This is a genomic window from Oryzophilus luti (assembly GCF_059726245.1).
Map to the genome: position 1 here is coordinate 2,304,586 of NZ_AP040874.1, position 25,623 is coordinate 2,330,208.

At 63.0% G+C, this 25,623-nt stretch carries 22 protein-coding genes and 1 other RNA gene; 7 read left to right on the top strand and 16 right to left on the bottom strand.

Annotated features, from left to right (window positions below; genetic code table 11):
* Positions 1-18: 18 nt before the first annotated feature.
* A non-coding RNA gene (gene ssrS / locus AC6IZO_RS09830) (6S RNA) lies at positions 19-205 on the bottom strand.
* Between the two features lie 239 nt (positions 206-444).
* Here ssrS and AC6IZO_RS09835 point away from each other — a divergent pair.
* Positions 445-810 carry a hypothetical protein gene (locus AC6IZO_RS09835; RefSeq protein WP_497804622.1) on the top strand — a complete coding sequence of 122 codons (366 nt, stop codon included), beginning with the start codon at positions 445-447 and terminating at the stop codon, positions 808-810.
* Between the two features lie 128 nt (positions 811-938).
* Here the strand turns inward: AC6IZO_RS09835 and AC6IZO_RS09840 are convergent, their stop codons facing one another.
* The 3 genes from AC6IZO_RS09840 to AC6IZO_RS09850 all read right to left on the bottom strand — a co-directional run bounded on the left by AC6IZO_RS09840 (position 939) and on the right by AC6IZO_RS09850 (position 3,310).
* Positions 939-2,597: a S10 family peptidase gene (locus AC6IZO_RS09840; protein ID WP_497804623.1), complete on the bottom strand. Its 1,659-nt coding sequence runs from the start codon at positions 2,595-2,597 to the stop codon at positions 939-941.
* A 106-nt stretch (positions 2,598-2,703) separates the two neighbouring features.
* A complete protein-coding gene (locus tag AC6IZO_RS09845; protein ID WP_497804624.1) occupies positions 2,704-3,018 on the bottom strand; it encodes a cell division protein ZapA in 315 nt (104 codons plus the stop codon).
* Between the two features lie 10 nt (positions 3,019-3,028).
* Positions 3,029-3,310: a hypothetical protein gene (locus tag AC6IZO_RS09850; RefSeq protein WP_497804625.1), complete on the bottom strand. Its 282-nt coding sequence runs from the start codon at positions 3,308-3,310 to the stop codon at positions 3,029-3,031.
* A 214-nt stretch (positions 3,311-3,524) separates the two neighbouring features.
* Between AC6IZO_RS09850 and AC6IZO_RS09855 the strand changes: the two genes are divergently transcribed.
* Together AC6IZO_RS09855 and AC6IZO_RS09860 are read left to right on the top strand one after the other, a co-directional pair.
* Positions 3,525-6,776, top strand: a complete 3,252-nt coding sequence (locus AC6IZO_RS09855; RefSeq protein ID WP_497804626.1) for a DUF3857 domain-containing protein — start codon at positions 3,525-3,527, stop codon at positions 6,774-6,776.
* A gap of 146 nt (positions 6,777-6,922) precedes the next feature.
* Positions 6,923-8,362 (top strand): aldehyde dehydrogenase family protein, encoded by a 1,440-nt coding sequence (locus AC6IZO_RS09860; RefSeq protein WP_497804627.1) that lies wholly within the window; start codon positions 6,923-6,925, stop codon positions 8,360-8,362.
* Between the two features lie 84 nt (positions 8,363-8,446).
* Here AC6IZO_RS09860 and AC6IZO_RS09865 read toward each other — a convergent pair whose 3' ends face one another.
* Positions 8,447-10,351 carry an OmpA family protein gene (locus AC6IZO_RS09865; protein ID WP_497804628.1) on the bottom strand — a complete coding sequence of 635 codons (1,905 nt, stop codon included), beginning with the start codon at positions 10,349-10,351 and terminating at the stop codon, positions 8,447-8,449.
* A 213-nt stretch (positions 10,352-10,564) separates the two neighbouring features.
* Positions 10,565-12,379: a bifunctional lysophospholipid acyltransferase family protein/GNAT family N-acetyltransferase gene (locus tag AC6IZO_RS09870; protein ID WP_497804629.1), complete on the bottom strand. Its 1,815-nt coding sequence runs from the start codon at positions 12,377-12,379 to the stop codon at positions 10,565-10,567.
* A 207-nt stretch (positions 12,380-12,586) separates the two neighbouring features.
* Here AC6IZO_RS09870 and AC6IZO_RS09875 point away from each other — a divergent pair, with 207 nt between their 5' ends.
* Positions 12,587-13,387 (top strand): UDP-2,3-diacylglucosamine diphosphatase, encoded by an 801-nt coding sequence (locus AC6IZO_RS09875; RefSeq protein WP_497804630.1) that lies wholly within the window; start codon positions 12,587-12,589, stop codon positions 13,385-13,387.
* The gene (locus AC6IZO_RS09880) at positions 13,323-14,012 is read left to right on the top strand and encodes a glycosyltransferase family 2 protein (RefSeq protein WP_497809938.1); all 690 of its coding nucleotides are present in this window, start codon (positions 13,323-13,325) and stop codon (positions 14,010-14,012) included. Before AC6IZO_RS09875 ends, AC6IZO_RS09880 begins: the two co-directional genes overlap by 65 nt.
* 298 nt (positions 14,013-14,310) lie before the next feature.
* On the opposite strand, the gene AC6IZO_RS09885 is transcribed toward AC6IZO_RS09880, so the two are convergent.
* Both AC6IZO_RS09885 and AC6IZO_RS09890 read right to left on the bottom strand, forming a co-directional pair.
* Complete coding sequence (locus AC6IZO_RS09885) at positions 14,311-15,816, bottom strand: Ppx/GppA phosphatase family protein (RefSeq protein ID WP_497804631.1); 1,506 nt, start codon at positions 15,814-15,816, stop codon at positions 14,311-14,313.
* On the bottom strand, positions 15,816-16,697 hold the full coding sequence (locus tag AC6IZO_RS09890; protein ID WP_497804632.1) for a CHAD domain-containing protein: 882 nt from the start codon (positions 16,695-16,697) through the stop codon (positions 15,816-15,818). The genes AC6IZO_RS09885 and AC6IZO_RS09890 overlap by 1 nt, the downstream gene beginning before the upstream one ends.
* Positions 16,698-16,788: 91 nt before the next feature.
* Here AC6IZO_RS09890 and purN point away from each other — a divergent pair, with 91 nt between their 5' ends.
* Positions 16,789-17,391 (top strand): phosphoribosylglycinamide formyltransferase, encoded by a 603-nt coding sequence (gene purN / locus AC6IZO_RS09895; RefSeq protein WP_497804633.1) that lies wholly within the window; start codon positions 16,789-16,791, stop codon positions 17,389-17,391.
* 76 nt (positions 17,392-17,467) lie between these two features.
* Here the strand turns inward: purN and AC6IZO_RS09900 are convergent, their stop codons facing one another.
* Both AC6IZO_RS09900 and pheT read right to left on the bottom strand, forming a co-directional pair.
* On the bottom strand, positions 17,468-18,343 hold the full coding sequence (locus AC6IZO_RS09900) for a hypothetical protein (protein ID WP_497804634.1): 876 nt from the start codon (positions 18,341-18,343) through the stop codon (positions 17,468-17,470).
* A gap of 449 nt (positions 18,344-18,792) precedes the next feature.
* Entirely contained in the window at positions 18,793-20,865 is a 2,073-nt protein-coding gene (gene pheT / locus AC6IZO_RS09905; protein WP_497804635.1) for a phenylalanine--tRNA ligase subunit beta, read from the bottom strand.
* A gap of 182 nt (positions 20,866-21,047) precedes the next feature.
* Here pheT and AC6IZO_RS09910 point away from each other — a divergent pair, with 182 nt between their 5' ends.
* Positions 21,048-21,359, top strand: a complete 312-nt coding sequence (locus AC6IZO_RS09910; RefSeq protein WP_497804636.1) for a GIY-YIG nuclease family protein — start codon at positions 21,048-21,050, stop codon at positions 21,357-21,359.
* 95 nt (positions 21,360-21,454) lie between these two features.
* Here the strand turns inward: AC6IZO_RS09910 and pheS are convergent, their stop codons facing one another.
* The 6 genes from pheS to AC6IZO_RS09940 form a co-directional block, all read right to left on the bottom strand.
* The gene (pheS, locus tag AC6IZO_RS09915) at positions 21,455-22,570 is read right to left on the bottom strand and encodes a phenylalanine--tRNA ligase subunit alpha (protein WP_497804637.1); all 1,116 of its coding nucleotides are present in this window, start codon (positions 22,568-22,570) and stop codon (positions 21,455-21,457) included.
* Positions 22,571-22,773: 203 nt separating this feature from the next.
* Complete coding sequence (rplT, locus tag AC6IZO_RS09920) at positions 22,774-23,130, bottom strand: 50S ribosomal protein L20 (protein WP_497804638.1); 357 nt, start codon at positions 23,128-23,130, stop codon at positions 22,774-22,776.
* 255 nt (positions 23,131-23,385) lie between these two features.
* On the bottom strand, positions 23,386-23,580 hold the full coding sequence (rpmI, locus tag AC6IZO_RS09925; RefSeq protein ID WP_497804639.1) for a 50S ribosomal protein L35: 195 nt from the start codon (positions 23,578-23,580) through the stop codon (positions 23,386-23,388).
* Between the two features lie 183 nt (positions 23,581-23,763).
* Positions 23,764-24,282, bottom strand: a complete 519-nt coding sequence (infC, locus tag AC6IZO_RS09930) for a translation initiation factor IF-3 (protein WP_497809940.1) — start codon at positions 24,280-24,282, stop codon at positions 23,764-23,766.
* Positions 24,283-24,474: 192 nt separating this feature from the next.
* Positions 24,475-25,194 (bottom strand): LrgB family protein, encoded by a 720-nt coding sequence (locus AC6IZO_RS09935; protein WP_497804640.1) that lies wholly within the window; start codon positions 25,192-25,194, stop codon positions 24,475-24,477.
* Positions 25,187-25,546: a CidA/LrgA family protein gene (locus AC6IZO_RS09940; protein ID WP_497804641.1), complete on the bottom strand. Its 360-nt coding sequence runs from the start codon at positions 25,544-25,546 to the stop codon at positions 25,187-25,189. The genes AC6IZO_RS09935 and AC6IZO_RS09940 overlap by 8 nt, the downstream gene beginning before the upstream one ends.
* Positions 25,547-25,623 lie beyond the last annotated feature (77 nt).

The following is a 25,623-nucleotide window of genomic DNA, read 5'->3' on the forward strand; positions in this document are numbered from 1 at the left end:
ATTCTACTTGAACAGAAAGGCCGGCCCGCTTGGCCGTGTACAGTGGGGTTCTGTGAACCCTCGTCACCAGGTGGGCGCCCGCCGTGGTCCTTTAGGCCGATCCGACTGGGGATAAGCACACCAGACCATATGTCGAGTCAGGCTCCCGAAGTATCACTATCGGTTCGCAGTGGTGTACCACCGATCACCAACTTCGCAGGCCGGCTTTCATGAGTTAGATGCTAGGCGACCGCCGCAGGTCGCGCAAGGCGAAGCACGAACTTTCCTGTGAAAATTCAGCTCATGCAAATCCCGCCAGCGAACGGAGCAAAACGAAAATAGTTGCGCGCCGGGAAAGAAATTTAGTTGCCGTCTGCGCGGGCATGGTTCGCAACTTCCGCAGACAGGCAGGGTTTCTCCCGTCATCCGCTCGCGGCAGAGACCGCGAAGCGCCAGGAGGAGACGATGAAGAACCGCTGGCAGGTTGCAGCACTGGCACTGGGCCTGGCGTTGAGCGCAGGCACGTTCACCGCCAAGGCGTACGCGCAGGGGCCGTACTACGGACCCACGTACGCCGACCGTGATTATTACCAGAGGCATTTCGATCATGGCTACCGCGACGGCATGAACGAGGGCGCAAAGGACGCGCGCAGGAGCTACCGGCCAGACCCGAACCTGCACAGTCACTTCCGGAACTCCGATAACCGCGCCTACCGAGAGGGCTACCTGCGCGGCTACCACGAGAGCTACGAGCGCACCGAACACTGGATGCGCGACCGCTACCGTGACCGCTACGATCATGACCGCGATTGGCATGACCGTAGCTGGTAACAGAACCACTCCACTTCGCAAGCCAACGCAAGAGGCCGCCCACGGTGGGCGGCCTTCGGCTTCATGCAACGAGGTTTGGCGAGCCAGCCGGAAACCTGCGCGGTTGAGCGCACCGGCTTGCCGCGCGACTACTCCTTCGGCAGGCAGGACTCCATAAACCCTTCGTAGTCCTTCTGCAGCTTGGCGTGCGAGGGCGTGTGGAGGTACATCATGTGACCGGCCTCGTAGGTCGCATACGAAATGTTCTTGCGATACTGCGGCAGCAGGTCGAGGTGGTTCATGGCGTAGTTCGCCGCGAAGTACGGCGTCGCCAGGTCGTAGTAGCCTTCCAGCACCTGCACCTTCAGCCACGGGTTCTTGGCCATCGCCGAACGCAGATAGGTGGCGGTATCGGCAAAGCCCTGCTGGTTGCCCCAATCCCAGCGGAACTGCTCGGTGAGCTGTCCGGCGGAGAGCAGGTACTCCACGTCGGTCTTGTAGCCGAGTTCGCGACGCAGATAGTCATTGAAGACGGCGTTGAACGGCGCGGTGGTGTTGGCGCTGGTCGGATCAAAGAAGCCGCCGCCGGGGAAGCGCAGATCGCCTGGTGTGGTCGGTGCCGGACCGGCGTAGCGTCCATCCAGACGGCCCACCACGAGCTTCTGATCGGCCAGCAGATTGGTGGTGAAGGTGCGCACATCGACGCGCAGGTTGGCCGCTTCCACCACGTCCTTCTTCAGGCCCGTGTAGGCCACCAGCTTGTCGAGAATGGCCGCGTGCTCGGCGTCGCTGAGCGCGTCTCCCTTGGCCAGCGCCAGCGTGTAGTCATTGGCGGCAAAGTGCTCCACCTCGGCGCGCGTCTTCGCCAGGTCCTGCATCAGCTCCGGCGAGAGCTTCTTGTGGTAGGCGGCGATCATGGTCAGCGAGGGCAGCGTGTTCACGTAGCCCTCGTCATTGCGGCGCGTGGTGATGACACTTTCGTAGTCGATGATGCTGGAGAGCAGCGTGACGCCCGCGAAGTTGATACCCTTGTCACTGAGGTATCCGGCGATGCCCGCCGCGCGCGTGGTGCCGTAGCTCTCGCCCAGCAGGAACAGCGGCGAGGACCAGCGGTCATAGCGCGTGATGTACATGCGCACAAACTCGCCAAAGGCCTCAATGTCTCCGCGCAGCCCCCAGAATTTCTTACCCTTCTCCACGTCCGCCGGACGGCTGAAGCCGGTGCCGATGGCGTCGATCATCACGATGTCGGTCTTATCGAGCGGCGTGTAGGGATTGTCTTCCAACTTATAAGGCGGTTGCGGCAGCGTGCCTTCGGGCTTCTGCAACACGACCTTGCGCGGGCCGAGCGCGCCCATGTGCAGCCAGATGCTGGCCGAACCGGGGCCGCCGTTGAAGGAGAACGTCACCGGGCGCTTGGCCGGGTCGGCGCCGTCAAGCGTATAGGCGGCAAAAAACATCTCGGCCTCAATGTTGCCCTGATTGTCCTTGATGGGCAGGCGGCCGACGGTGGCGGTGTAGCGGAGCAGCTTGCCGTTCACGGTGATCTGGTGCTTGCTGCTGACGGGCGCCACTTCCTTCATGTCCCAATGCGCGCCCTTTTCGCCGGGCTTGGGGCTTTCCGCCTGCGCCACGTTTACCTTGATTTCTTCGGTGCGAACCTCGGTCTTCTTTTCGTCGGAGGACTTCTCCGCAGTGTCCTCGGTAACGACTTTCACCGACCGTTTGGCCGTTGCGGCCTTATCTTGTGCCACTGAATAGGAGATGAATAGCGCGACTGTCAGCGCCAGGAAGGCAAACCGTTTCATGCTGGCTCCTGTGAGAAGGGATTAAGCATTGATAACGCTTTGCGCTGTTGCGTGCAACAGCAAAGCGCGGCCGCAGCCGCGCTCAGGTCCTTAAGATTTGTAAGCTTCAGCCGGCGCGGCGGGTGTCGCCGAGGGCGTCTTCCAGCGCGTGGTCAAGAGCGTCCTGCAGGGTCTGTGCACGCTCGCTGTACTGCGTGTTGGCGTTCTCGTATTTGGCGCGCACGGCTGCCAGCTCGTCCGCAATATTGAGCGCGGCCAGCACCGCTACACGGAGAGAGTCGACCGTGCTGGTGTGCTCGGCCACCAGGCGCATCTTGCGGTCCACATACTCGGCCAGCTTCTGTATGTGCTGCTCATCGCTGCCGCGCAGGTTGTAGACCTGATCGTAGATTTCCACGCGAATGCTGTCGTTCTGTGCCACGCTCGCCTCCCTACTGGCCGATGAGTGCGTCCATTTGCTCCAGCAGCTTGGTCACGCGCGAGCGCACTTCCTCGCGCTCCTTGCGCAGCGCCAGAATCTCGGCCTTCAACTGGTCGGTCTCCTGATCGCGCGCCTCCATCTGCTCGCGGACCTGTTCGAGCTCGCGCTCGGCGGCCGCCTTGGCCTCCCGCGCGCCTTTCAGCAGCTCGATTGTGCGATAAACCTTTTCCTCCAGCGAGACAAATTCGCTGGGGGTACTCTGGAATGCAAACTGTTCACTCTGTTCCGACATGCTCACGTCCCGCATCTTCTTCCATCTGAAGATGCCACTTCTTCAGGCCGAGTATACCCCACTCCCCCTTGTGGAAACCCGGCGTCTGCGGCCAGCGGGCTCCTCCGGCATCCCGAGTCCGCCCTGCCACGCCACCGCATGAATTCAGCAGAATTCATTCCGGCTTCATTGCGGCACCCTTGCGCGGCATTGAGTTATGGAGTGGAATAGCTGCATGATGCGCACCTTTGCCCGTCTCCTGACCCTGGCAGCGCTGTTGCTTGTTTCGCTCTCGCTCGCCGCCCAATCGGCCTCTGCTCCGGACGCTCCCGAGCCGATGGCCTCGCCGGAAGTCGCCAAGCCCTCCGATCCTTCGTCGCAGGCCGCCGTGGTGGAAAAGGCTGAGACTATTTACCGCTTTGAGAACGACGGCACCGGCAGCAAGACGGAGCGCATGGTGGTGCGCGTGCAGAATGAGGCGGGCGTGCAGCAGCTGGGCACACTGCGCTTCGGCTACAGCTCAGCCAACCAGAAGATCACCATCACCTATGCACGCGTGCGCAAGGCGGATGGCACCGTGGTGACCGCCGACGCCAGCGCCGTGCAGGACATGACCGGTCCGGTGGCGCGCGTGGCCCCCATGTACACCGACTACCGCGAGAAGCACGTGACCATGCCCGCGCTCCGCCCCGGTGACAAGCTCGAATACGAGATCATCACCGAGACCACCGCCGCACTGGCCGAGAACAATTTCTGGATGGAGCACGACTTCAACAAGGACGCCATCATCCTGGATGAAACGCTGACGGTCGACGTGCCGGCCTCGCGCGAGGTGAAGCTGAAGGTTCAGCCGGAGTTCAAGTACACCACCAGCGAAAACAACGGCCGCCGCATCTACACCTGGAAGTACTCAAACCTGATCACGCGCATGGACCGCGAGCGCGCTGAGAAGGACGCCGCCACCAAGAGCGGCAAGAAGCAGAAGAAGACAAAGCGCGACGATACCGACAGCGTGCAGATGACCACGTTCAAATCCTGGCAGGAGATGGGCACGTGGTACAGCAAGCTTGAGCAGGAGCGCCAGCAGCCTTCCGACGAGATCAAGCAGAAGGCGCAGGAGCTGACCAAGAACCTGAAGACCGACCGCGAGAAGGTGAAGGCGCTCTACGACTACGTGGCGCTCAACTACCGCTACATCAGCCTCTCCTTTGGCGTGGGGCGCTACCAGCCGCATGCCGCCGCCGACGTATTTAAGAAGGAATACGGCGATTGCAAGGACAAGCACACGCTGCTGGCCTCCATGCTGCGCTCCATCGGTTTCCACCCGAACACGGTGCTGATCCACTCCTCGCACAAGCTGGATGAGGAAGTGCCTTCGCCGTCGCAGTTCGACCACGTCATCGGCAACCTGAAGCTCGGCGGCGATGTCGTCTGGATGGACACCACCAGCGAGGTTGCGCCGATCGGCATGCTGGTGCTGCCGCTGCGTAACAAGCTGGCCATGCAGATTGCCCCCAACGCCAAGACCGAACTGGTGCGCACGCCTTCAACCGTGCCGGTGGAACAGCGCAACGTCTATGAACTGGAAGGCAAGGTCACCGACCTCGGCCGCCTGATGGCGCACGTCAAGCGCAGCGTCCGCGGCGACCAGGAAGTGAGCATCCGCGCGGCCTTCCGCAGCGTGCCTGAAGGCCACTGGAAGGAACTGATCGAATACGGAAGCGGCTTGGAAGGCATCGCCGGCAAGGTCAGCAACGTAAAGAGCAGCGAACTGGCCGACACCAGCAAGCCGTTCAGCTTTGAATACGACATTGAGGTTTCCGGCTACTTTGACTGGACGGCGAAGGAGAGCAAGCTGGCGCTGCCCATTCCTCGCTCCATCATGCCGGAACTGGATGAAGACGATACCGACCCGGCCACGCTCGGCGGACCCACGACGATTGAATCGCGCGTGCGCATCACCGTGCCGGAGAGCGTGAAGCTCACGCTGCCGGTGCCGGTCAGCACCAAGCGCGACTTTGCCGAGTACAGCGACAACACCTCTCTCAAGGACGGCGTGCTGAGCACGCAGAGGGTGCTCAAGGTGAACGTGTTTGAAATGGCTCCGGCACGTGCCCGCGAATTCATGGCCTTTGTGCGCGTGCTGCGCGCCGATGAAGGACAGATGGTGAGCGCGCAGTTCACCGGCGACCGCGACGCCGTGGTCAGCAAGCAGGCGACTCCGGAGGAGATCGAGGAAGCCGCCAACAACGCCTTCAACGCGCGTAAATACAAGCTCTCCGCCGACCTCTATGCCAAGCTGGTGGAGAAGGACCCGAAGCATCCGCGCGCATGGAACAACCTTGGCCGCGCCTACACCACGCTCGGCCAGTTCGCCAAGGCGGAGACGGCCTACAAGAAGGCCATCGAGGTCAACGCCTACGACGAATACGCCTACAACAACCTGGGCGAACTCTATGCGCAGCAGGAGCGCTGGGATGACGCGATGGCACAGTACCGCAAGCAGCTCGAGATCAACCCGCTCGACAAGTTTGCGCACGCTGGCATGGGCCAGGCGCTGATGCGTGCGCGCCGCTTTAAGGACGCCGTTCCTGAGCTGGAGACCGCCGTCCAGATCACGCCCGACAACGCCTTCAACCTGCAGATGCTGGGCGAGGCCTACCTGAAGACCGGCGAGGCCGACAAGGCCATCGACGCCATGGACCGCGCGGCGGAGAAACAGCCGGAACCGATCATCTGGAACAACATCGCCTACGTGCTGGCCTGCGAACGCCAGAAGCTGGATCGCGCGCAGCAGTACGCGGAGTCGGCAGTGAGCACCACCTCCTCGCTGCTCAAAAACTTGTCGCCCGACCAGGCCGACTGGATGGGCGCGCAGATCAGCGGCCAGCTTGCCACCTACTGGGACACGCTCGGCTGGGTCTACTTCCAGCAGGGCAACTACCCGAAGGCCGAGAAGTTCCTCTACGCCGCGTGGATCAATACGCTGCACGGCGAAGTGGGCGACCACCTTGGGCAGGTGTATGAAAAGCAGGGCATGAAGGACAAGGCCCTTGAGACTTACTCGCTCTCCCTGGCCGCCCGGCGCGCGGTGCCGGAAACACGCGAACACCTGAAGGCCCTCGGCATGAAAGACAAGGCCCTCGACAAGCTGGCGGCGGAGTACAAGCCGAAGCTGCTCGCGCTGCGTACCCTGCCGGTCAATCTCAGTGCCGGGGACGGCGAGGCCGAACTGGTCTTTGTGCTCAACGCGCTGGGCAACACGGAGAGCGTGCGCTTCCTGAGCGGCCGCGACAAGTTCGCGAGCCAGGAGGTTGTGCTCAAAGCGTTGAAGCTGCCGGCGACTCTGCCCGACGAGAGCACGCCGCACTACGTCCGCAAAGGCCTGCTGAAGTGCGTTAAGGGCAGCTGCTCCGTGCGTCTCATCCCGGCCGACGAAACCAACGTCAACGTGGACACCGACGACACCGCAACCGCCGCCGAATAGTTCGCAACCATCATTCATTCCGCCCCGTTCAGGCCATGCCTGCGCGGGGCCTTCTATTTACAGCCTGCCGCAGCGCCCGAGCCATTTTGCCTTGCGTCTCGAAACTCGAAACCTGAAGCTCGCTTTCGGTGTACCATCGTTGCGCTATGGTCAATCCCCCGAATGCGTTGCATCTTCGCCCGTTCTTCTGCGCCGGTAAATGGCAGTTGGAGGGCGAACCGCTCGCGATTCATTCTCCGTTCACCGGACAGGTGGTGGCGCAGGTTGCGCTCGCCAGCCGCGAGGCGGTGAACACGGCGCTCGACGCCGCTGTTTCATCCTTTGCGCAGACGCGCCAGTTGCCCGCGCACGAACGCCAGCGTGTGCTCTACTCCATTCACCGCTACGTCTCCGAGCACAAGGAAGACTTTGCACAGACCATCTGCATGGAGGCCGGCAAGCCGATCAAGACGGCACGCGGCGAGGTGGACCGCTCACTGTTCACCATCCAGGTAGCGGCCGAGGAGGCCACGCGCATCTACGGCGAGGTGCTGCCGCTCGACCTGCTGCCCTTCGCCGCCGGACGGCTGGGGATGGTACGCCGCTTTCCGCTCGGCCCTATCGCGGCCATCACGCCCTTCAATTTTCCGCTGAACCTTGTGTGCCACAAGCTGGCCCCGGCCATCGCCGCCGGATGCCCTGTGGTGCTCAAACCTGCCTCGCAAACACCGCTCTCGGCGCTGCTGCTGGCCAAGGCCGTGGAGCAGTCCGGCTGGCCCGCAGGCGCACTGAGCGTGCTGCCCATGTCGGGCGCCGACGCCGCGCCACTGGTGGAAGATGAGCGCACCAAGCTGTTGACCTTCACCGGAAGCGCCGCCGTGGGCTGGGCTTTGAAGGCCCGCGCAGGCAAGAAGCGCGTGACGCTGGAGTTGGGCGGCAACGCCGGATGCATCGTGCACTCTGACGCCGACCTGTCGCACGCCGCCGCCCGCTGCGTTACCGGAGCTTTCAGCTACGCCGGACAAACCTGCATCTCGGTGCAGCGCATTCTGGTGGAGCAAACAGTTTTTGAGCCGTTCCTCGCGGAGTTCCTGCCCGCAGTGGAGCGGTTGCGCGTGGGCGATCCGCGCGACGAGGCCACCGATGTTGGCCCCATGATCCGCGAAGAAGATGCGCACCGCGTCGACGATTGGATTGCCGAAGCCGTCTCGCGTGGCGCGCGGCTGCTCTGCGGCGGGCACCGCACCGGCACCGTGCTGCAACCGACGGTGCTGACCGGAACGCTGCCCACCGAGCACGTCAACTGCGCCGAGATTTTTGCGCCTGTGGTGACCGTGGAGCCCTATGCCACCTTCGACGAGGCGCTGGCCCGCGTGAATGACACGAACTACGGCCTGCAGGCGGGCCTCTTCACGCGCGACGCACAGCTCATCTTCCGCGCCTACGAACAGCTCGAGGTCGGCGGCGTTATCGCCGGAGACATTCCTTCCTTCCGCATCGACCACATGCCGTACGGCGGCACCAAGGACAGCGGCCAGGGCCGCGAAGGCGTCCGCTCCGCCATCCAGGAGATGACGGAAGAAAAGCTGCTGGTGCTTAGCCTGTAGCCGCGCGCGGCACTCACCGTTCGCACGAGACAGAAACGCCCCCGGAGTTCCGGGGGCGTTGTATTTGATCGTGAAGCCGACTGCTTACTTCTTCGCCCGAACCTTGCGATGAACCGCCGCGTGCTTCTTCATCACCTTGGGAGCGTCGAGCGTGTCGTAGGTCGGTGCCCCGCCTTCAACAGCCTTCAGCCCCTTGGTGTTGAATTCCGCACCCGGCGCCGCAATGTAGAGCATCACGCTCTTCATCTTCGCATCGCCCTCATAGACCGAGATCGACGACGGCTCCACGCCGCCGCCATTCTTCTTGTCCATCAGGAACTCGCGGGCGTTGATGGCGCGCTGCGCGGCCACCTTCTGGTTCTTGTCGTGGCGTTCCACCGTGGACGCGTTGCCCACCAGAATGATGCGCGAGCCGATTTCACTCTGCTGCAGCGCGTGGGCCGCGTCGCGGAGCATCTGCTTCGCCACGTTGTCCAGCCGCCCAGGCTTGGCCACGTTCAGGAAGTTGACGGTCTGCACGCGGCGCGCCTTGGCAACCTGCTTCTGGCGCGGCGTCACCGTCACCAGCGCCTTGCTGCGCAGCGCTCCCACGCGGCAGGCAACCGTGATGGTTCCCTGCTTGAACTCCGTGGTGTCGAGCGTGTACATGCCCTTGGAGCCTTGCAGGTGTCCGGCGCTGGCAGTGCACTGCTCGGCAATGGCGCGCTTCAGACCGGTCGTAACGGCGGTAATGCTCACCGCGTCGCCGGAGACCACGGCATCCGGCGTGGCCGTCACCGTCAGCGCAGGTCTGCCCTTCGCCTTCGGCGCGGACTTGCTGGCCTGGGACTCGTTCGGCTTTGCGACACTCTCCGCTGGCTTGGAAGAATCGTCTCCGGACTTCACTGCTTCCGGAGCAGCAGGCTTGCTGGCTTCGCCTTCGGGCGATTTGGCCGGCTCCGTCGTTACAGGCTTCGACGCTTCCGCTTCGGTGGGCTTGGCCGCTTCTTCCGCAGGTTTAGCGGCTTCAGGCTCTGCCGACTTGGCGGCTTCCGCCTCCGGCGCTTTGGCAGCTTCCTCGGCGGGTTTCGCCGCTTCCGCTGCTGCCGTCTCGCTGCTGGGCGCCGCCACGGCCTTCACCTCAAACTTGGCTACACAGGTGGCTGTCTGCGGATGTTTCTTGCTCCCGCCGGTCACGGTGCCGGTGGCTTCGTAGTTTCCGGCGTCGACGCCCGCAGTCTCCACCACACCGGTTTCAGAGGTGCTCGTCAGCTTGCCGCCCGTGGTCGCCCACTGATACCTGGCGGAGCGTCGCGAGAGTCCGCTTGCCTTGATAGCGACAGTCACCGGCTCGCCCGCCAGCACGGAGGCCGGCGTGGCGGTGCAGGCGGCACTGGCTGGCGGCGGTGCTGGCTGGCCGACACTCCAAACCACGCCGCTCTCCACCCGCATGCTGTTCCAGAATGACTGAACTTTGTTGCCGTCGATCGTCCGCGGATTATCGAAGGAATGAATGTAGTTGGCCCGGAGCAGACGCAGCGACCAGCGGGATTGCAGACGAACATCCACGCCGCCGCCCAACGACACTGCCGTGCCGCTGGTGTTGACCGCGGCCTTTGGCATGCGCCACATGACGCCGATCATGCCCTCCGCAAACGGTTGCACGCGGAGCTGGCGCCATTTGTACTGCACGCCAACCATCATGGTCGCAAAGCGGTCGCCGCTTCCGCTCTGTCCGGCGGCATCTGCCTGCAGCGCCCAGTTGCGCGAGGTCCAGAAGGTGGCCGATACGCCCGCCCCCGACATGCTCTTGGCTTTGACCGGCGTAGCCGCCGAATAGTTGCCGTTCGGCTGCAGGTAGGCAACACCGCCGAACAATTCAACTTTTCCGGAGTCACTCGACAACTGCTGGACTTGCGCCGAAGCCACCACGGCTCCGACGAGCACAATCCACAGCGCTACCCAGCGCGCACACCGCGCCGCAAACGTCTCCACCGAGCCGCGAAGCATCCATGACCTCCAACGCACCAGAGAACAGCAGTACCGCAGTCAAGCCGGTCCCAGAGCCGGAAAGCAGCACAGACACTGCTCGCCGCATCTTTGCTGATTCTATCCCAGCGCGGCGAACATCCATCCCAGCTTCTTCCTGTGTGTTGGGTACGGTCTTGGTTCAAAAACAAAAAGACAGGAGCCGAAGCCCCTGTCTCGCGTGAACGCTCAAGATTACGAATCTGCCTGCGCGTCTTTTGACGTGACGTGGTGGTAGGCGCGGAAATCCTTCACGCCCTGACGGCCGAGATACTTGCCGAGCAAGTCGGGGTTCGCCTCGCGCAGGTCCACCATCAGCAGACCGTCGATGACGTTGCTGAACTTGGCGTCAATGTTGAAGCCCAGAATCTTGCCGCCGAGCCGCAGGTAATGCTTCACCAGGATGGGGATGCCCTTGCCATCGGTTTCGAAATCCGCCACGCGGTCGCTCACGCTCTCCAGCGTCAGCGCCTTGGCAAAGATCTCCTGATGCAGCTTGGCCTCGCGCGAAATTCTCGGCGGATGCTTCGGAGAAACCATGTCCGCCAGTTCCGGCGAAGCCGCCGCCTGCGCCCGCAGGAAGCTGGTCATCAGCTCACGCGAGGCCGGCGAGTAATCGTTGGAGATGCTGACGGCGCCGAACAGGATTGGAATCTCCGGATGCCGCACGATCAGCGTGCCAATGCCCTTCCACAGCAGCAGCAGCGGAGAAAACTGCCGCTGATACTCCAGCCGCACGAATGAACGGCCCAGTTCAAAGGACGGCGGAACCTTATCAAAGAAGCCTTCCTCGAAACGGAACAGCGTGGCCGTGTACAGCCCGCGCAGGCCGTAGCGGCGCAGGATGTGCTGCACGTTGCCGATGCGGTAGGCGCCCACCAGTTCCTGCTGCTCGCGGTTCCACAGCACAATGTGGTTGTAATGCGCGTCGTAGCGGTCGAGGTCGCGCGGCTTGCCGGTGCCCTCGCCAGCGGCGCGGAAGGTGATCTCGCGCAAACGGCCCAATTCCTTCACCACCGAGGGGGCCTGTCGCGCGGTCAGGATGTAAACGTCGAACGCGTTGGCCTGTGCCAGCTTCGCATCGGCGGGCAGCGCGGCCAGTTCGGAGGCCAGCGTCTGCGCCGGAATGGCCGGGGCCACGGGGCGCTGCGGAGGCCAGTGCATGGCCATCTTCAGCTTGGCCCGCTTGCTCATCTTCTCGTTGTTCAGCGAGAGCAGATAGCTGTGCCAGCGCATCATGGCAATGGCCTTGCGGTCGTCCTGCACGGCCGCGAGCGCCTCCGGCGGAACCGGTGCGCCAATGCGGATGTCCACGCGCGTGCCGCGCTTGTTCAGCAACTCATGCGGCAGGCGGAACGTGCGCAACCGTGGATGCACAATGCCCGCCAGTTGGAAGCCAAGGCTGTTGCGTCCGCGCACGTAGAGCGGCACACAGGTTGCACGCGCAAGGCGCGCCAGCCGCGCCATGTTCGGGTTCCACTCCGGCTCGCGCACGCGCCACTCGCGCGTCACCCAGTGCGCCACCTCGCCCGAGGGGAACACCACCAGGCAGCCGCCGTTCACCAGATGGTCGAGCGCGCCGCGAATGCCGCTGCGGTTCACCTTCTCGTGGTCGGAGCCCATCAACGGGTCCACATAAACGCAGTACTGTTCCAGCTCAGGGAAACCGCCCAGCATCTGGTTGGTCAGGATCTTCACGTCCGGCCGCAAGCGCAGCAGGAGCGAGCCAACCATCATGCCGTCGAGCAGGCCGAAAGGATGATTGCAGAAGACGACCGTGGGGCCGGTGCGCGGAACATTTTCCAAGTCGCGCTCACGAACTTCGTAGCGCGAATCCAGGGCTTCCAGAAAGCCGTCAAACACCGTCGGGCCATGCTGGCGGGCGGTGTCATACAAGTTATTCAGCCGGCGGATTGGCAGCAGGGGCTTGGCCCAGCCCGCCTGCTCTACCATCACATCCACCGCGCGCGTTTGAGGGGCGCTGCTGCGAGTGTTACGTCCCAGTTGCATACTCTTCAATAATATCTGCACGGCGGTTGCTGCACCGTGACTCTTTCATGAATAGCCGATAAATCAGCCAATGTCTGTGAGGATAGTCACCGCCATCCGCCACCAAAAGGCCATACGAATGGTTAACATCCTGATTACGTGGAACGTTTTACCACCCTTTCACACGCAATTGATACGAGCGTAACCGGTTCCGACGAAACTATTACCATGCCCGAGTTCGATACGCTCATTCTCTCTGACGTTCATCTGGGCTCCGAGGTTAGCCGCGCCCGCGAAGCCGTCAACCTGCTGGAGAACGCGAGCTATCGCCGTCTCATCCTGCTGGGAGACATCTTCAGCGACCTGAACTTCCGCCGCCTCACCGGTGACCACTGGAAGTTCCTCTCCTGCATCCGCAAGCTCTCCAACCCCAAGCGCAACGTGGAAGTGGTGTGGGTGGAGGGCAACCACGACAAGGGGCTGTCGCAGATCATGTCTCACCTGGTGGGTGTGCCGGTGTACCAGCGCTACGCCTGGGAGTACAACGGCTACCGCCATCTCGCCATCCACGGACACCAGTTCGACCGCTTTGTGTGCAAGAACGAGTTTCTCAGCACCTGGGGCGAACGCCTTTATGCGGAGATTCAGAAGCTCGACCGCGCCGGATGCCTCTCGCGCGTCATCGACCGCATCAACACCCGCTGGCTGCGCATGGAAGGCAAGGTCGCACGCGGCGCCCTGGCCTTCGCGCGCTTTGCCCGCATCGACCGCGTCTTCTGCGGCCATACCCACACCGCGACTTCCATGTTCCAGGATGGCGTTTGGTACTACAATACCGGCAGTTGGACGGGCAACCACGCCACCTACGTCACCGTAAATGAACAAGGAGTCGACATCCGTGAGCACGAACGCCGAGCTGACGATAGTAATCCCAGCGAAGAACGAAGCGCGGAACCTGCCACGGCTGCTGACTTCTTTGAGCCGGCAAGACTACCCGCTCTTGCCGTCTACGAAAGTGTACGTTGCTGACGCCGGCTCCACCGACGACACCGTCGCCATCGCCAACTCCTACAAAGGCCAGCTCGATATCGAAGTAATTCCCGGCGGACTGCCCGCGGTGGGCCGCAACGCCGGAGCCGCGCGGGCCACCACCGAGTTCGTCCTGTTCATGGACGCCGACATTGTGCTGAAGCGCCGCACCCTGCTGCGCCGCGCCATGCAGACCATGAAGCGCCGCCGCCTCAACTGCCTGACCACCAACGTCTGGTGCACGGGCGGCAACCTGCTGGACCAGGCGCTCTACGCGGGCAACAACGCCATCCAGTACTTCGCCTCGTGGACCAAGCCGTTCGCCACCGGCATGTTCATGCTCTTCCGCAAGCCGGTCTTCGACAAACTCGGCGGCTTCAACGAGAAATGCCTCTTTGCCGAGGACTACCTGCTGAGTAAGCAGGTCTCGCCGCTGCGCTTCGGCATCGTCACCGGAGGCATCCTCACCTCCAACCGCCGCTTTAAGAAAATGGGCCGCTTCAAGATGGTGCGCATGTTCTTCCGCACCGCCTTCAACACCTTCAATGAAGGCTACTTCCTCCGCGACCACCACTACTGGGACAAGGAAGACCCCAAGGCGGCCAAAACTACCGTAGGACGATAGCAGGCGCGTCATCGCCAGTGCTCAGTATTTCGTTCGCATCATCAAGCGTTGAGCGTTCATCTCAGAATGCACATCGGGCAGCCCCGGGCTTCAGCCCGGGGTTTCTCATGCTCACGCTTGAAAATAGTGTTCCTCGGCGAGGGCTGCGCTCACCACACGCGCAGAGCGAAAGAAGGTTTTTCGCGATGCCGCATGCCCATGCGCGCGCCTGATGTTGGCGCGGCGCAGCCGGAGTTGAGGAACCCCGCGCGGCGTTTTCATTTCAACTCACACGTATGGCCCCGCCAGCGCGCACGCGCTAGCCGCACACCAATTCGCGGCCAAAGATCTCCTTGAACTGCGCGCGTTCCTTCTCCACCGCCCACAGTTCCAGGTCCGCGCCACCGCCGCGTGTCTTCAGATGCAACTCCACGCGACGAGGCGAGGTGCGCACGCGCACGCCGCTGACCGCGCCACGCCGTCCCTGTTCGAGCGCGCGCGCCAGCCGCAGCAGCATCACCGCGCGCGGTACCAGCAGGCGGTCCGCCACGGGCAGCGCCATCATCGCCGGAGAGCCCTCGGCGGGTTTTGACTTGCCCACGAAACGCGCGATGGCCGCAATGACCTTGCGCTGCTGCTCGGTGTAACCGAACAGCTCCGAGTTGGCGATGATGTACCACGTGTGGCGCCGACGCCCCGAGCGGTTGATGAACGAACCGGATTCCTGCAGCATCGCCGCCGCCTGTAGCCAGTCAGCATAATCGGCGGGCAGCGCGTGAACCGGCTGCAGCGAGCGGAACAGCGTGGCGCAGTGCGCGCGCACCCGCTCGGCCTGCGCCAAATCCACGTCATAGTGCTTCGCCAGTTGTTGCAGCGAGTGTTCGCGCTCATTGCGGACGCGGCTGCGCATGCTCGCGCCCGTGCCGTAGTCGGTGGCCATCTGCGCCAGAAGGCCGTCGCGCAAACCATAGGGCAGGTAGCGGAAGCTCGGCAGCTTTAACTGCGTCAGCAGCTCGCAAAAGACGTTTGCCCCGGCCACGATGATCTCCGCGCGACGCGGGCCAATGCCCTTCACCGCGCGGCGCCGTCCCACGTTCATCGCAGCCAGCCGTTGCGCCATGCGCAACACCCCTGCGCGCGGCACCGTCTGCCCTCCGTGCGCGCTCGTCCATGCTTCACTCAACGCGGCTGGCGTGCCGGAGGTCGCCACGGTCAACCGTATGGGATTGCGCACGAGTTTTTCGCGCACGCGCGAAACTTCCTCGGCAATGAGCGCGCGCATCTTGTTTACTTCTTCTTCCTGCGGCGGATCGTGCATGAGAAAGTCGCGCGTCAGGCGCACGGCCCCTAGCGGCAGGCTATAAATGCGCTCGATCTGCCCCTTGCTGGAAACTGTCAGCTCGCAACTGCCGCCGCCAAGGTCGATGAGCAGCATGCGCCCCGCAATGCGCGTATTCGCCATCACGCCGAGATGAATCAGGCGGCCTTCTTCCAGTCCGCTAATGACCTCAACCCGCCAGCCGGTGGCTGCGCGCACCCACTGCGTGAAGGCCTCGGCGTTGCTCGCGTCGCGCAGCGCGCTGGTGGCCACCACGCGCACTCGCTCGGCGCCAAAGCTCTGCGCGGCACGGTGGAAGCGCTGCATCACCTTCACGCCAGCGGCCATCGCCTCAGGGTCAATCGCTCCGGTGCGGAAGACGCTCTCGCCCAGCCGTATGACCTCGCGATCTTCGTGCAGCGTCACCAGCCGGCTGCGTACAAGTTTTGCAATCTTCAACCTTACGGAGTTCGCGCCGATATCCACGGCGCCGAGGATGGGCATCATCAGCCTGCCAGGCTCTGCCGCTCCCTGCTGCCTGCGGCTGTTGTGGGTGACCGTTTGATGGCGTGCCGCGCGAATTCGTCTCTCAGCTCGCGCACCACACTTCTTGCCTTGGATTCATGCAGACGGGTTCGACGCCGCAGAATGGCCACGAGCGCCGCATCACTCCTGCCGTGCGCCCGCTGTATCAGATCATCCCGCAGCGTCGCCCAGTCATGCCAGAGCCCGATGGCGTCCTGCACACACTTGAACTGCTCCACCAGCCTTTGCAACGCAGACTGCTGATTTGCGGCGTGTACGACTTCCGCAGACGCCAGCGGCTCCAGCGCGTAGCGCAGGCGTTTGCAGTCAATGCGAAGCCGATGCAACGCAGTATCGTCCGCGGGCGGCTGCGCGGTCAGCGCCAGATACTGCCGCCGTGCGGAGGCAGCGTGCATTTGGCTGCTTTCTGCCGCGTGTTGCGGCACATTGTTCCGCACCGCCGCGCGCTGCAATCGCGCAGTCAAATCGTTTGCCAGTTCCTTTCGCAGCAACTTCCGCAGACCTTCGGCACGCTTCTGGCGCCGGTGCCCAAGTCGCGCAGCCAACCGCGCCTTCGCACGTCCGGCGGCCTCGCTACGAATCGTCTTCAGCAGCGCCTGCTGCACGTCGAGGTCGCGCACCCTGCCCGCTGCCCGGCGCAAACGCCGCAGTTCGCGGGCCAGCCTCGGACCTCCGCGACGCGGGCCCAGCGCGACTTCAAGCCGTCGTATGGTGGTGCGGAGCCGATGCACTTCTTCGGCGGACACCGACTCCGGCATCGCCTCCAGCAGCAGTGCAAAGCGCGCCGCCAGCTCCGCGCCGCGCGAGGCCACAACCGACGGTGCTGTATGCCGCGTGTTCACAGGCCCCCACGATAGCGAATGCTGCAGGGCGATGCAACCGCCGCAATGCACCTGCTCCACGCGCCCAGCCCGCCTGCTTTACAATCAAAGGGTGAAGAAGCTCGGCATATTGCTCTCCGGACGCGGCTCCAACTTCGTCGCCATCGCGGACAACATCCAGCGCGGCGCACTGGCCGCAGAAATCGCCATCGTCATCAGCAACCAGCCTGACGCCGGTGGCGTTGCCGCCGCACGCGAGCGCGGGCTGAACGTCAAGGTCCTCCCCAGCAAGGGCCGCAAGCGTGAGGAGCACGACCGCGACGTGGTGAACGCGCTGCGTGAGGCCGGAGTTGACCTGGTGATCCTCGCCGGATACATGCGCCTGCTTTCCCCGTGGTTTGTGGAGCAGTTTCACGGACGCATCCTGAACATTCATCCCTCGCTGCTGCCTGCTTTCCCCGGGCTCGATGCGCAGCAGCAGGCATTTGACTACGGCGCGCGCGTCAGCGGCTGCACCGTGCATTTTGTGGATGAGCATCTGGACCACGGCGCCATCCTCGTGCAGCGCGTGGTGCCGGTTCTTCCCGGCGACGACGCACACGCGCTCGCCGACCGCATTCTCGAGCAGGAACACCAGGCGTACACCGAGGCCATCGGCCTCGTGCTCGAAGGGCGCTACCGCATTGAAGGCCGCCGCGTGATCTTCGACAACTAACCGGCTTCCATTTTCTGGCGACACGAAAAAGCCCAGCCTCTTCGGCTGGGCTTCTCGCATTCATAATCATTCGTGTTTAGCGGTGATGCCATCCCCCGCGATACGGCGCACCACGCCAATGTCCACCACCATGCCAGTAGCCGCCAACAACCCACACGTTCGGACCGTAGCAGAACGGATCCCAGTAAGGGCCGCACCAGCCATAGGCCGGATAAGGCCGCGGGCCGGCCGTGGGCTGCTGCCGCGGAGACTCAATGCGCTCCTCCGCCGCTGCCTTGGTGTAGGTGTTCGAGTCCACCGCGTGGAACGCCTGCGGAGCCGCACTGGTGTTGATTTCCACCGGCGCAGTCGTCTCAAACAACAACCGCGTTTCGGCGTAAACCACGGTGTCGTGTCCCTTGGTGGCCAGCACGCCAGCCAGGCCAGCCGCCAGTCCGACGCCGGCGCCAATGCCTGCGCCCGCGCCACCGTCGGCAGCCGCGCCAATCAAAGCTCCGGCGCCCGTGGTGGTCGCCACAACGCCGGTATCACGTCCGGCCGTGGAGCCCGACCGTGTCACCATCAACTGCGTTGCCACCGGCAGGCTCTGGCCATCGACCAGAATCAGCTTGGTCAGCGCCAGCTTCAACTGCGAGCTGCCGCCAAAGCCTTTTGCCTTCTTCACGTCCACAACGCGGCCCAGAACCATCTGCCCGCGCTGCGCCACCACAATGCCTTGCGCCACCAGCGGCTGCGTCAGGGTGCCGGTAAAGGTGTCGCCCGGCTGGTTGCGATCCGACGCCAGCGACTGGTCAATGCGAATGCTGACCAGCGTCCCCGCTGGAAGCTGCAGCGGCGCGGTCCCCACCGGCTCCTGCTGCGGAACCTGTTCCATGGCTGCCGGCTCTTCCGGCGGAACCATCGGCTGCTCTGCGGCAGGCTGAACTTCCGCCTGCTCCTGTTGCGGCGGCATCGGCGGCTCTTGTGGAGCCGGTTCCTGCGCCACCGCGACGGCCACTGTGCCGAGTGCAGCCGCAGTAAATATCAGTAGTTTCTTCGAAATCCCCTGGCAGATCATCTCTCTACCTCGCTCTCCCCGGTGCATGCTTGCCTGCCACGAGCTGCCTTCCCGTCAGCAGTAAGAACACCGCAAACCTCTCGCAGTTGCGCTGGTAAAGTTCGCTCTTTTCGGCGCAATGGCACCTTCAGGCCAACTTTCCAGCGCTGCCGGACTGCCTTCCGGCTCTGCTGGGTTCCTGTCAAATTGGACGCCGCATCTGAATTTTCGTCACATTTTGCGGCGGACTTCTTCGCCAGGCAACTGAAAACTCCGGCGTGTTCAGTAGAGATGGAGCCGCCCTCTTGCGCAAAACAAAACGGCCGGGCGCATGTGCCCGGCCGCTCGCTTAGAACGAATGATTGTCATGCGCGGAGCTTGCCGCCCAGTTCTTCCAACTTACCCACAATCTGCTGCGACCATGCGTTCACTTCCTCGTCGCGCAGTGTGCGCTCGCGAGACTGGAACTTGGCGCGCACCAGCAGCGAGTAGTTGCCCCCGCCCAGGTTCTTGGCCGCCGGGGAGCCCGGCTTCGGCTCGAAGACCTCGACCGGAACGAACGTCTCCATCTCGGCGATGCTGAGCCCCGCAACCACCTGTGCAATCTTCGCGAACTCGACGCTTTTGGCAAAGACGAGCGAGAAGTCGCGCTCCACGGCCGGGAAGCGCGGAATCGGCGCATAGACCGGCTCCTTCAGCGCCAGTTGATAGAGGCGGTCCAGCAGCAGCTCGGCCACAAACACATCCTGCTTGGACTTGCTGCGTTCGGCGGCGATCTCCGGCTTGAGCTGCCCGAAGCGCGCCACCGTAATGCCGTCGATGACCACGCGCGCCGCGCGGCCCGCGTGATAGTACTCCGGCACCAAGCGGTCAAAGTAGACGTTGCGGAAGTCGAAGGCCGCCAGCAGCACCTCGATATCGCCCTTCATGTCGAAGAAGCCATACGGCTGGGCCTTGCCCTGCACGCCGCGCGCGCCCGCCAGTCCGGTGGCCACAAACACGGTGCTGCGGCGCTCTTCCACCTTCTCGCCAAACAGCTCAAAGATGTCGCCGGTCTCGAACAGGCGCACATCGCTGTTGCCTCGGTTCAGGTTGTAAGCCACCTGCGCCACCAGCCCTGGCACTAGAGAGGTGCGCATGAAAGCCGCTTCATCACTGAGCGGGTTGGCCAGCCGCACCGGCTCGGAACCGCCAAAGACCTTGGCCTCCGTCTGCGGAATGAACGTGGTCGAAATCGACTCGTTATAGCCGAGCGCCAGCAGCCGGCTGCGGATCAGCGCCGCCTTATCTGCATTCGGCAGCTCCACCACCCCGCCCTGGAAGGCCGGTAGCGTGTTCGGAATGTTCATCAACCCGAAGATGCGCGCCACTTCCTCGATCAGGTCGATCTCGCGGTCCACGTCGAGCCGCCAGCTTGGCACCTGCACCAGCCACTCCGCCGAGTTCTCCACCGGCGCAGCCGAGCTGATCGTGCTCAGCGTGAAGCCGAGCCTTTGCAGAATGCGCACCACGCGCGAGCCCGGAACCTCAACGCCGAGAATGCGCGTGATCTCCGAGCGGTGCAGCACAATCGACGGGCGCTCCACCTTGCGGCCCACCACGTCAATCTCCGCCGAAACCTCGCCGCCCGCCGTCTGCTGAATCAGCTCGCAGACGCGCGCGCAGGCAACTTTGGTGATGCCCGCGTCTGCGCCGCGCTCGTAGCGGTGCGACGCATCGGTGTGCATGCCGAGCCGCCGGGCCGTCTTGCGGATGGCCGCTGGATCGAACCATGCCGATTCAATCAGCACGTTCTTCGTTTCGGCGGTAATCATCGAGGCTTCGCCGCCCATCACGCCGGCCAGCGCCACGGCCTTCACCGCATCGGCAATCACAACATCGTCGCGCGTCAGCTTGCGCTCAAGGCCGTCGAGCGTCTTCAGCACTTCGCCCTCGCGGGCGCGGCGCACAATAATCTTGCCGCCCTCCAGCCGGTCGAGATCGAAGGCGTGCGTCGGCTGGCCCAGCTCGTTCAGCACGTAATTGGTCGCGTCGGCCACGTTGCTGATCGCCCGCTGGTCAATCAGTTCCAGCCGGTGCGCAATGTTCTTGGGCGACGGCGCAATGTTGACGCCGCGCACCACGCGCGCCGTGTACCGCGCACAGCCCTGCGGGTCCTCAATCTCAATGGAGAACTGCGGCGCGGCCGTGCCGCCCTCGAGCTTCGGCTCCACCGGCTTCAGGTCAAGGTTATAGATGGCCGAGACCTCGCGCGCCACGCCGTAGTGGTTCATGGCGTCCACGCGGTTGGTGGTGATCTCCGCCTCCCACGCGGCGTCAGCGCCCTCGCCGTAATAGCCTTCAATCGCAATGCCGCTGACGGTCAGCGCCTCGCTCACCGCGCGGTCGCCTTCCTTCGGCGCCACAAAATCACGAATCCAAGTAGGACTGATCTTCATAATCTTTACGCACCCTAATTCCTACAAACCATTCATTCCGTCATGGTGAGCGAAGGACGAGCCCTTTTGCGGCGAAGCCGCACGGCGAGTCCGCAGCCGAACCATCTTTTGTCTCCGCCCGTCACTCAGTCATGTGCGGGCAATCACTGCGCCGAAAGCGACTGGCCATCAGCATCACCCGCATGAACCGCGAACGCCGCTACTATGTCTATTTCATGCAGAGCCCGTCGCGGCACGTTCTCTACATCGGAGTCACCAGCAATATCGAGCAGCGCGTCTTCCAGCACAAACACCACACGTTTGAAGGCTTTAGTGCCAAGTACAATGCAACGCGCCTCGTCCACCTTGAACGCTATTCCGACATGCGCACGGCCATCAACCGTGAAAAGCAGCTCAAACGCTGGACCCGTGCGAAAAAGGAAGCACTCGTTCACGCGAACAACCCGGAGTGGCGTGACTTGGCGGAAGACTGGGGCAAGCAATTCCTGCCCTGAACCCAAACAAAAGATGGTTCGACTCCGCTTTGCTCCGCTCACCATGACGCGGCTCAAGAGCACATCCGCACCTTGACCGCATCGTCTTCGCGCTCTTACGCGAACTGCTCCAGGAACCGCATGTCGCCCAGGTAAAACTGCTGAATGTCGTCGACCGAATACTTCATCATCGCCAGCCGCTCCACGCCCATGCCGAAGGCGAAGCCGCTCAGCTTGGCCGGATCGTAGTCGACAAAGCCGAACACCGCCGGGTCCACCATGCCCGCGCCCAGCAGCTCAATCCAGCCGCTCTGCTTGCACGGACGGCAGCCCTTGCCGCCGCAGAACGGGCAGCTGATCGAGACTTCAACGCTCGGCTCCGTGAACGGGAAGAACGACGGGCGGAACGAGGTCTGCACGTGCGAACCGAACAGCGACTTCATCGCGTGGTCGAGCGTGCCCTTCAGGTCGGCGAAGGTGATGTTGGTGTCCACGCAGAGGCCCTCGATCTGGTGGAACATCGGCGAGTGTGTCGCGTCCGGGGCATCATTGCGGTGCACCTTGCCCGGGCAGATGACGCGCACCGGCGGCTTCATCTTCTCCATCGTCCGCACCTGGACCGGCGAGGTGTGCGTGCGCAGCAGCAACCGCTCGCGCTGCGCCTTGCGCTCCTGGTTGGCGACGAACAGCGTGTCCTGCGTGTCGCGCGCCGGATGGTTCGGCGGAAAGTTCAGGGCCTCAAAGTTGTAGTAGTCGGTCTCGACCTCCGGACCTTCGGCAATCGAGTAGCCCATCTTCACAAACACCGAGATCAGGTCGTCCAGCACATGCAGCACCGGGTTGCGGACACCGAGGATCTGGCGCGTTCCCGGCAGCGTCACATCCACCGCATCGGCAATAGCCGACGCAGCAGCGGCAGGCGCGTTACCTGGCTTCGCCGCTCCGGCGGCCGAGCCGTTCTTCACGGCCTCCACCGTCTCTTCCACCTTGGCCTTGATCTGGTTCACGCGTGCGCCCACGTCGCGCTTTGACGGGCCGGGCGCGGCCTTCAGCCACAGGTCGTTGATCTGCGTCAGGATGCCGTTCTTGCGGGCCATCCAGCGGTTGCGGAACTCCTCGGCCTTGGCGGCCTCCACCTGTTTGGCTTCCGCTTCGAGCGCCGCCAGCAGCTCGGCGGCGGCCGCATCCAGCGCGGCGGCGGAGAAATCTTCAAGTTTCGGAACGCTATACATAATCAGTTCTCGGTTCTCAGTTCCCAGTTCTCAGTGTAGAACAGCCGATCCTTCGCTTCGCTCAGAATGACGCCAAAGCAGAAGGAGGTATCCACGCGGCTCTCAGACCGTCACTTCCGCACTTACATCAATTCGTTATTCAATACGAATGGGCGGCCCGAAGACCGCCCACTCGAAAAGCTTGCTCTGTGACCAGTAGAAGCTTAGGCGACAGCGGCCTTGGCCTGTTCCACAAGGTTGGCAAAACCAGCCGGGTCCTTCACGGCGATTTCGGCCAGGATCTTGCGGTCGATGTCCAGCTCGGCCTTCTTCAGACCGTTGATGAACGACGAATAGCTGACGTCATTGAGCTTGCAGGCGGCGTTGATGCGCGCGATCCACAGCGAGCGGAACTGGCGCTTCTTCTGCTTGCGGCCCGTGTAGGCGAACTTCAGTCCGCGCTGGACGGCTTCCTGCGCTGCCTGATACAGCTTGGATTTTGTGAGGAAATAACCACTGGCCAGATCCAGTAACTTCTTGCGGCGCTGGCGACGCTTTGTACCACGTTTTACGCGAGGCATTGCTGCTCCTTTTTGTGCTCCGCCTGCGGCTATGCGCGGCGGGAATGAAGGCGGCTGGAGGCAGGAGGTTTGTGACCTATGGACCTCTTCACACGCCTGGGGCTGAAACGTTGCGAACCGCTTGCGGTCCGCTGGCTGCCCCTTTTGGTTACACCCGGCAGATCACTGCCGCCGGGCGGGAAGCTCGGCCAGCCCTTGCACTATGGCTGACCTTCTCCGGCGCCTACGCGCCGGCCCGCTACCAGTCCCGTAGGACTAGTAGGGGAGCATCCTCTTCACCTTGGGCGCGTCGGCCTTGTCGACGAGTCCAGGCATATCATTCTGACGCTTGCGCTTGGTTTCCTTCGAAGTCAGAATGTGGCGCTGACCAGCGTGTCCGCACTTGATCTTGCCACTTGCCGTCTTCTTGAAACGCTTGGAAGCGCCCGAGTGGGTCTTCAATTTCGGCATAACAGTCTCAACCATCTCGCCCCGGCCCTGAAGGGCGCGAAGCGCAAAGTACAACCCTTTAATTGTACCAGCTTTCGCTGGCTCTCACACCACGGCCCCGGTGCGGAGTCTTCCGCCCCAGAGGCCGCTCGTGAACTTTTGCAGAAGGCAGGAGCCGCAAGGCTCAACCGCCACACCGGAGCCTTACTTGGTCTTCGGCGGAGCCACGATCAGGTGCAGCGTGTTGCCTTCCTGCCGCGGCATATGCTCCACCACGCCCTTGTCGGCGATGTCCTGAACCAGGCGCTGCAGAATCTCGCGGCCCAGTCCCTGGCGCGTCATTTCGCGTCCACGGAAGAAGATGGTGGCCTTCACCTTTGAACCTTCTCCGAGGAAGCGCAGCACGTGGTTTCTCTTCGTCTCGTAATCGTGATCGTCCACATTAATGCGGAACTTCACTTCCTTGACGGTAATGACCTTCTGGTTCTTCTTCGCCTCGCGCTCCTGCTTGTCCTTCTGGTACAGGTACTTGCCGAAGTCCATGATGCGGCAGACAGGCGGCTGCGCGGTGGGCGAAATCTCCACCAGGTCGAGGCCCTTTTCGCGGGCCATTTTGAGCGCTTCGAACGGGGGCATAATGCCCAGCTGTGCGCCGTCGTCGGCGATCACGCGAATTTCGCGTGCGCGGATGCGCTCATTCGTGCGGATGAAACGCTTATCGATATCTTCCTCCCAGCTACTGAAAGCACCGCGATTATAGCATTTTCACCGCAAGCTCCAGAACAGAAAGGAATTGAGCAGCGGAGAAATCGGGCGCTCCGAATGCGGAACATGAACAAAACACCCGCCTCTGCATAGCGTCAGAAGCGGGCATTTTCAAACTTATTTGGCAAAACAGTTGAGTATCCGGTTGCGTTAATTTCCGTGGTGCAGACGCACCATGTGCACCATTGCCTGCGCCCACGGGAAGGCCATCGCCATCAGCGCGGTCGCAATGCCGGCCATCGCCATGGCCAGCGAGGCAGTCGAACCCTGCAGTTCGCCTTCCTTGAGTGCGCGGGCCGTGCCCAGCGCGTGCGAGGCGGTGCCCATGGCGGCGCCCATGGCCATCTCATGCCGCACGTGCGCCAGCTTCAGCAGTTGCGGGCCGATCAGGCTGCCCATGATTCCGGCCACCATCGCCATCGCCGCCGTGATCTCCGGCACGCCGTGCAACTGGAGGGAGACCTCCATCGCGATCGGCGTGGTCACCGACTTCGGCACGGCGCTCATCACCACCTGCTGCGGAGCACCCAGCAACTTGGCCGTCACGCCGGCGGTGATCATGCCCACCAGCGCGCCGCTGACCGTGGCCGTGGCCAGCACCGGCAGCCGCTCTCTCAATTTCTGCGCCTGCTTATACATCGGCACGCCGAGCGCGACGGTCGCCGGCCCCAGACAAAGCGCAATGATGTCGCCGCCCTTTTCATACTGGCCGGGCTGAACCGGCAGCAGCCACAAAATGCCGAGCAGGCCGCCAAAGGTCGTAAACAGTGGATGCGCCCAGCGAAAGCGTTTGTGCAGCTCGGCCGCGCCCACATAGATACCGATGGTCAACGCCAAGCCGAAGATTGGAGTGCCGAAGAACTCATTCATGGTCGGCCTCCGCTCCCGTCAGCTTGCCTTCCTCGTTGGCGAGCAAGTGGTGGCTCACCAGGCCGGTCGTCAGCATGACGGCCAGCACGCTGACCACACAGGAAACCAGAATGGCGCGCATCTGGTCCGCAATGCTGGGCAGCAGGCGGATGGTGGAAACCATGATGGGCGCGAAGAACAGCAGCATGTTGCCAAGCAACACATTGGCCGTGCCCTCCACCCACTCCAGCTTGACCGCGCCCGCAAACAGCGCCACCACGAAAAGAAGAAGACCGAGGATTGAACCCGGCAGGGGAACGCCGATTGCATGCAGCCCCACGCCGAGCAACTGAAAACAGAGAAGGATTGCCATCCCACGCATGCAGATCAGGATAACCCTACTGGTCTTACCAGTCAACTATGTTTTCCGAGCCACCTCAGCCGACAGCG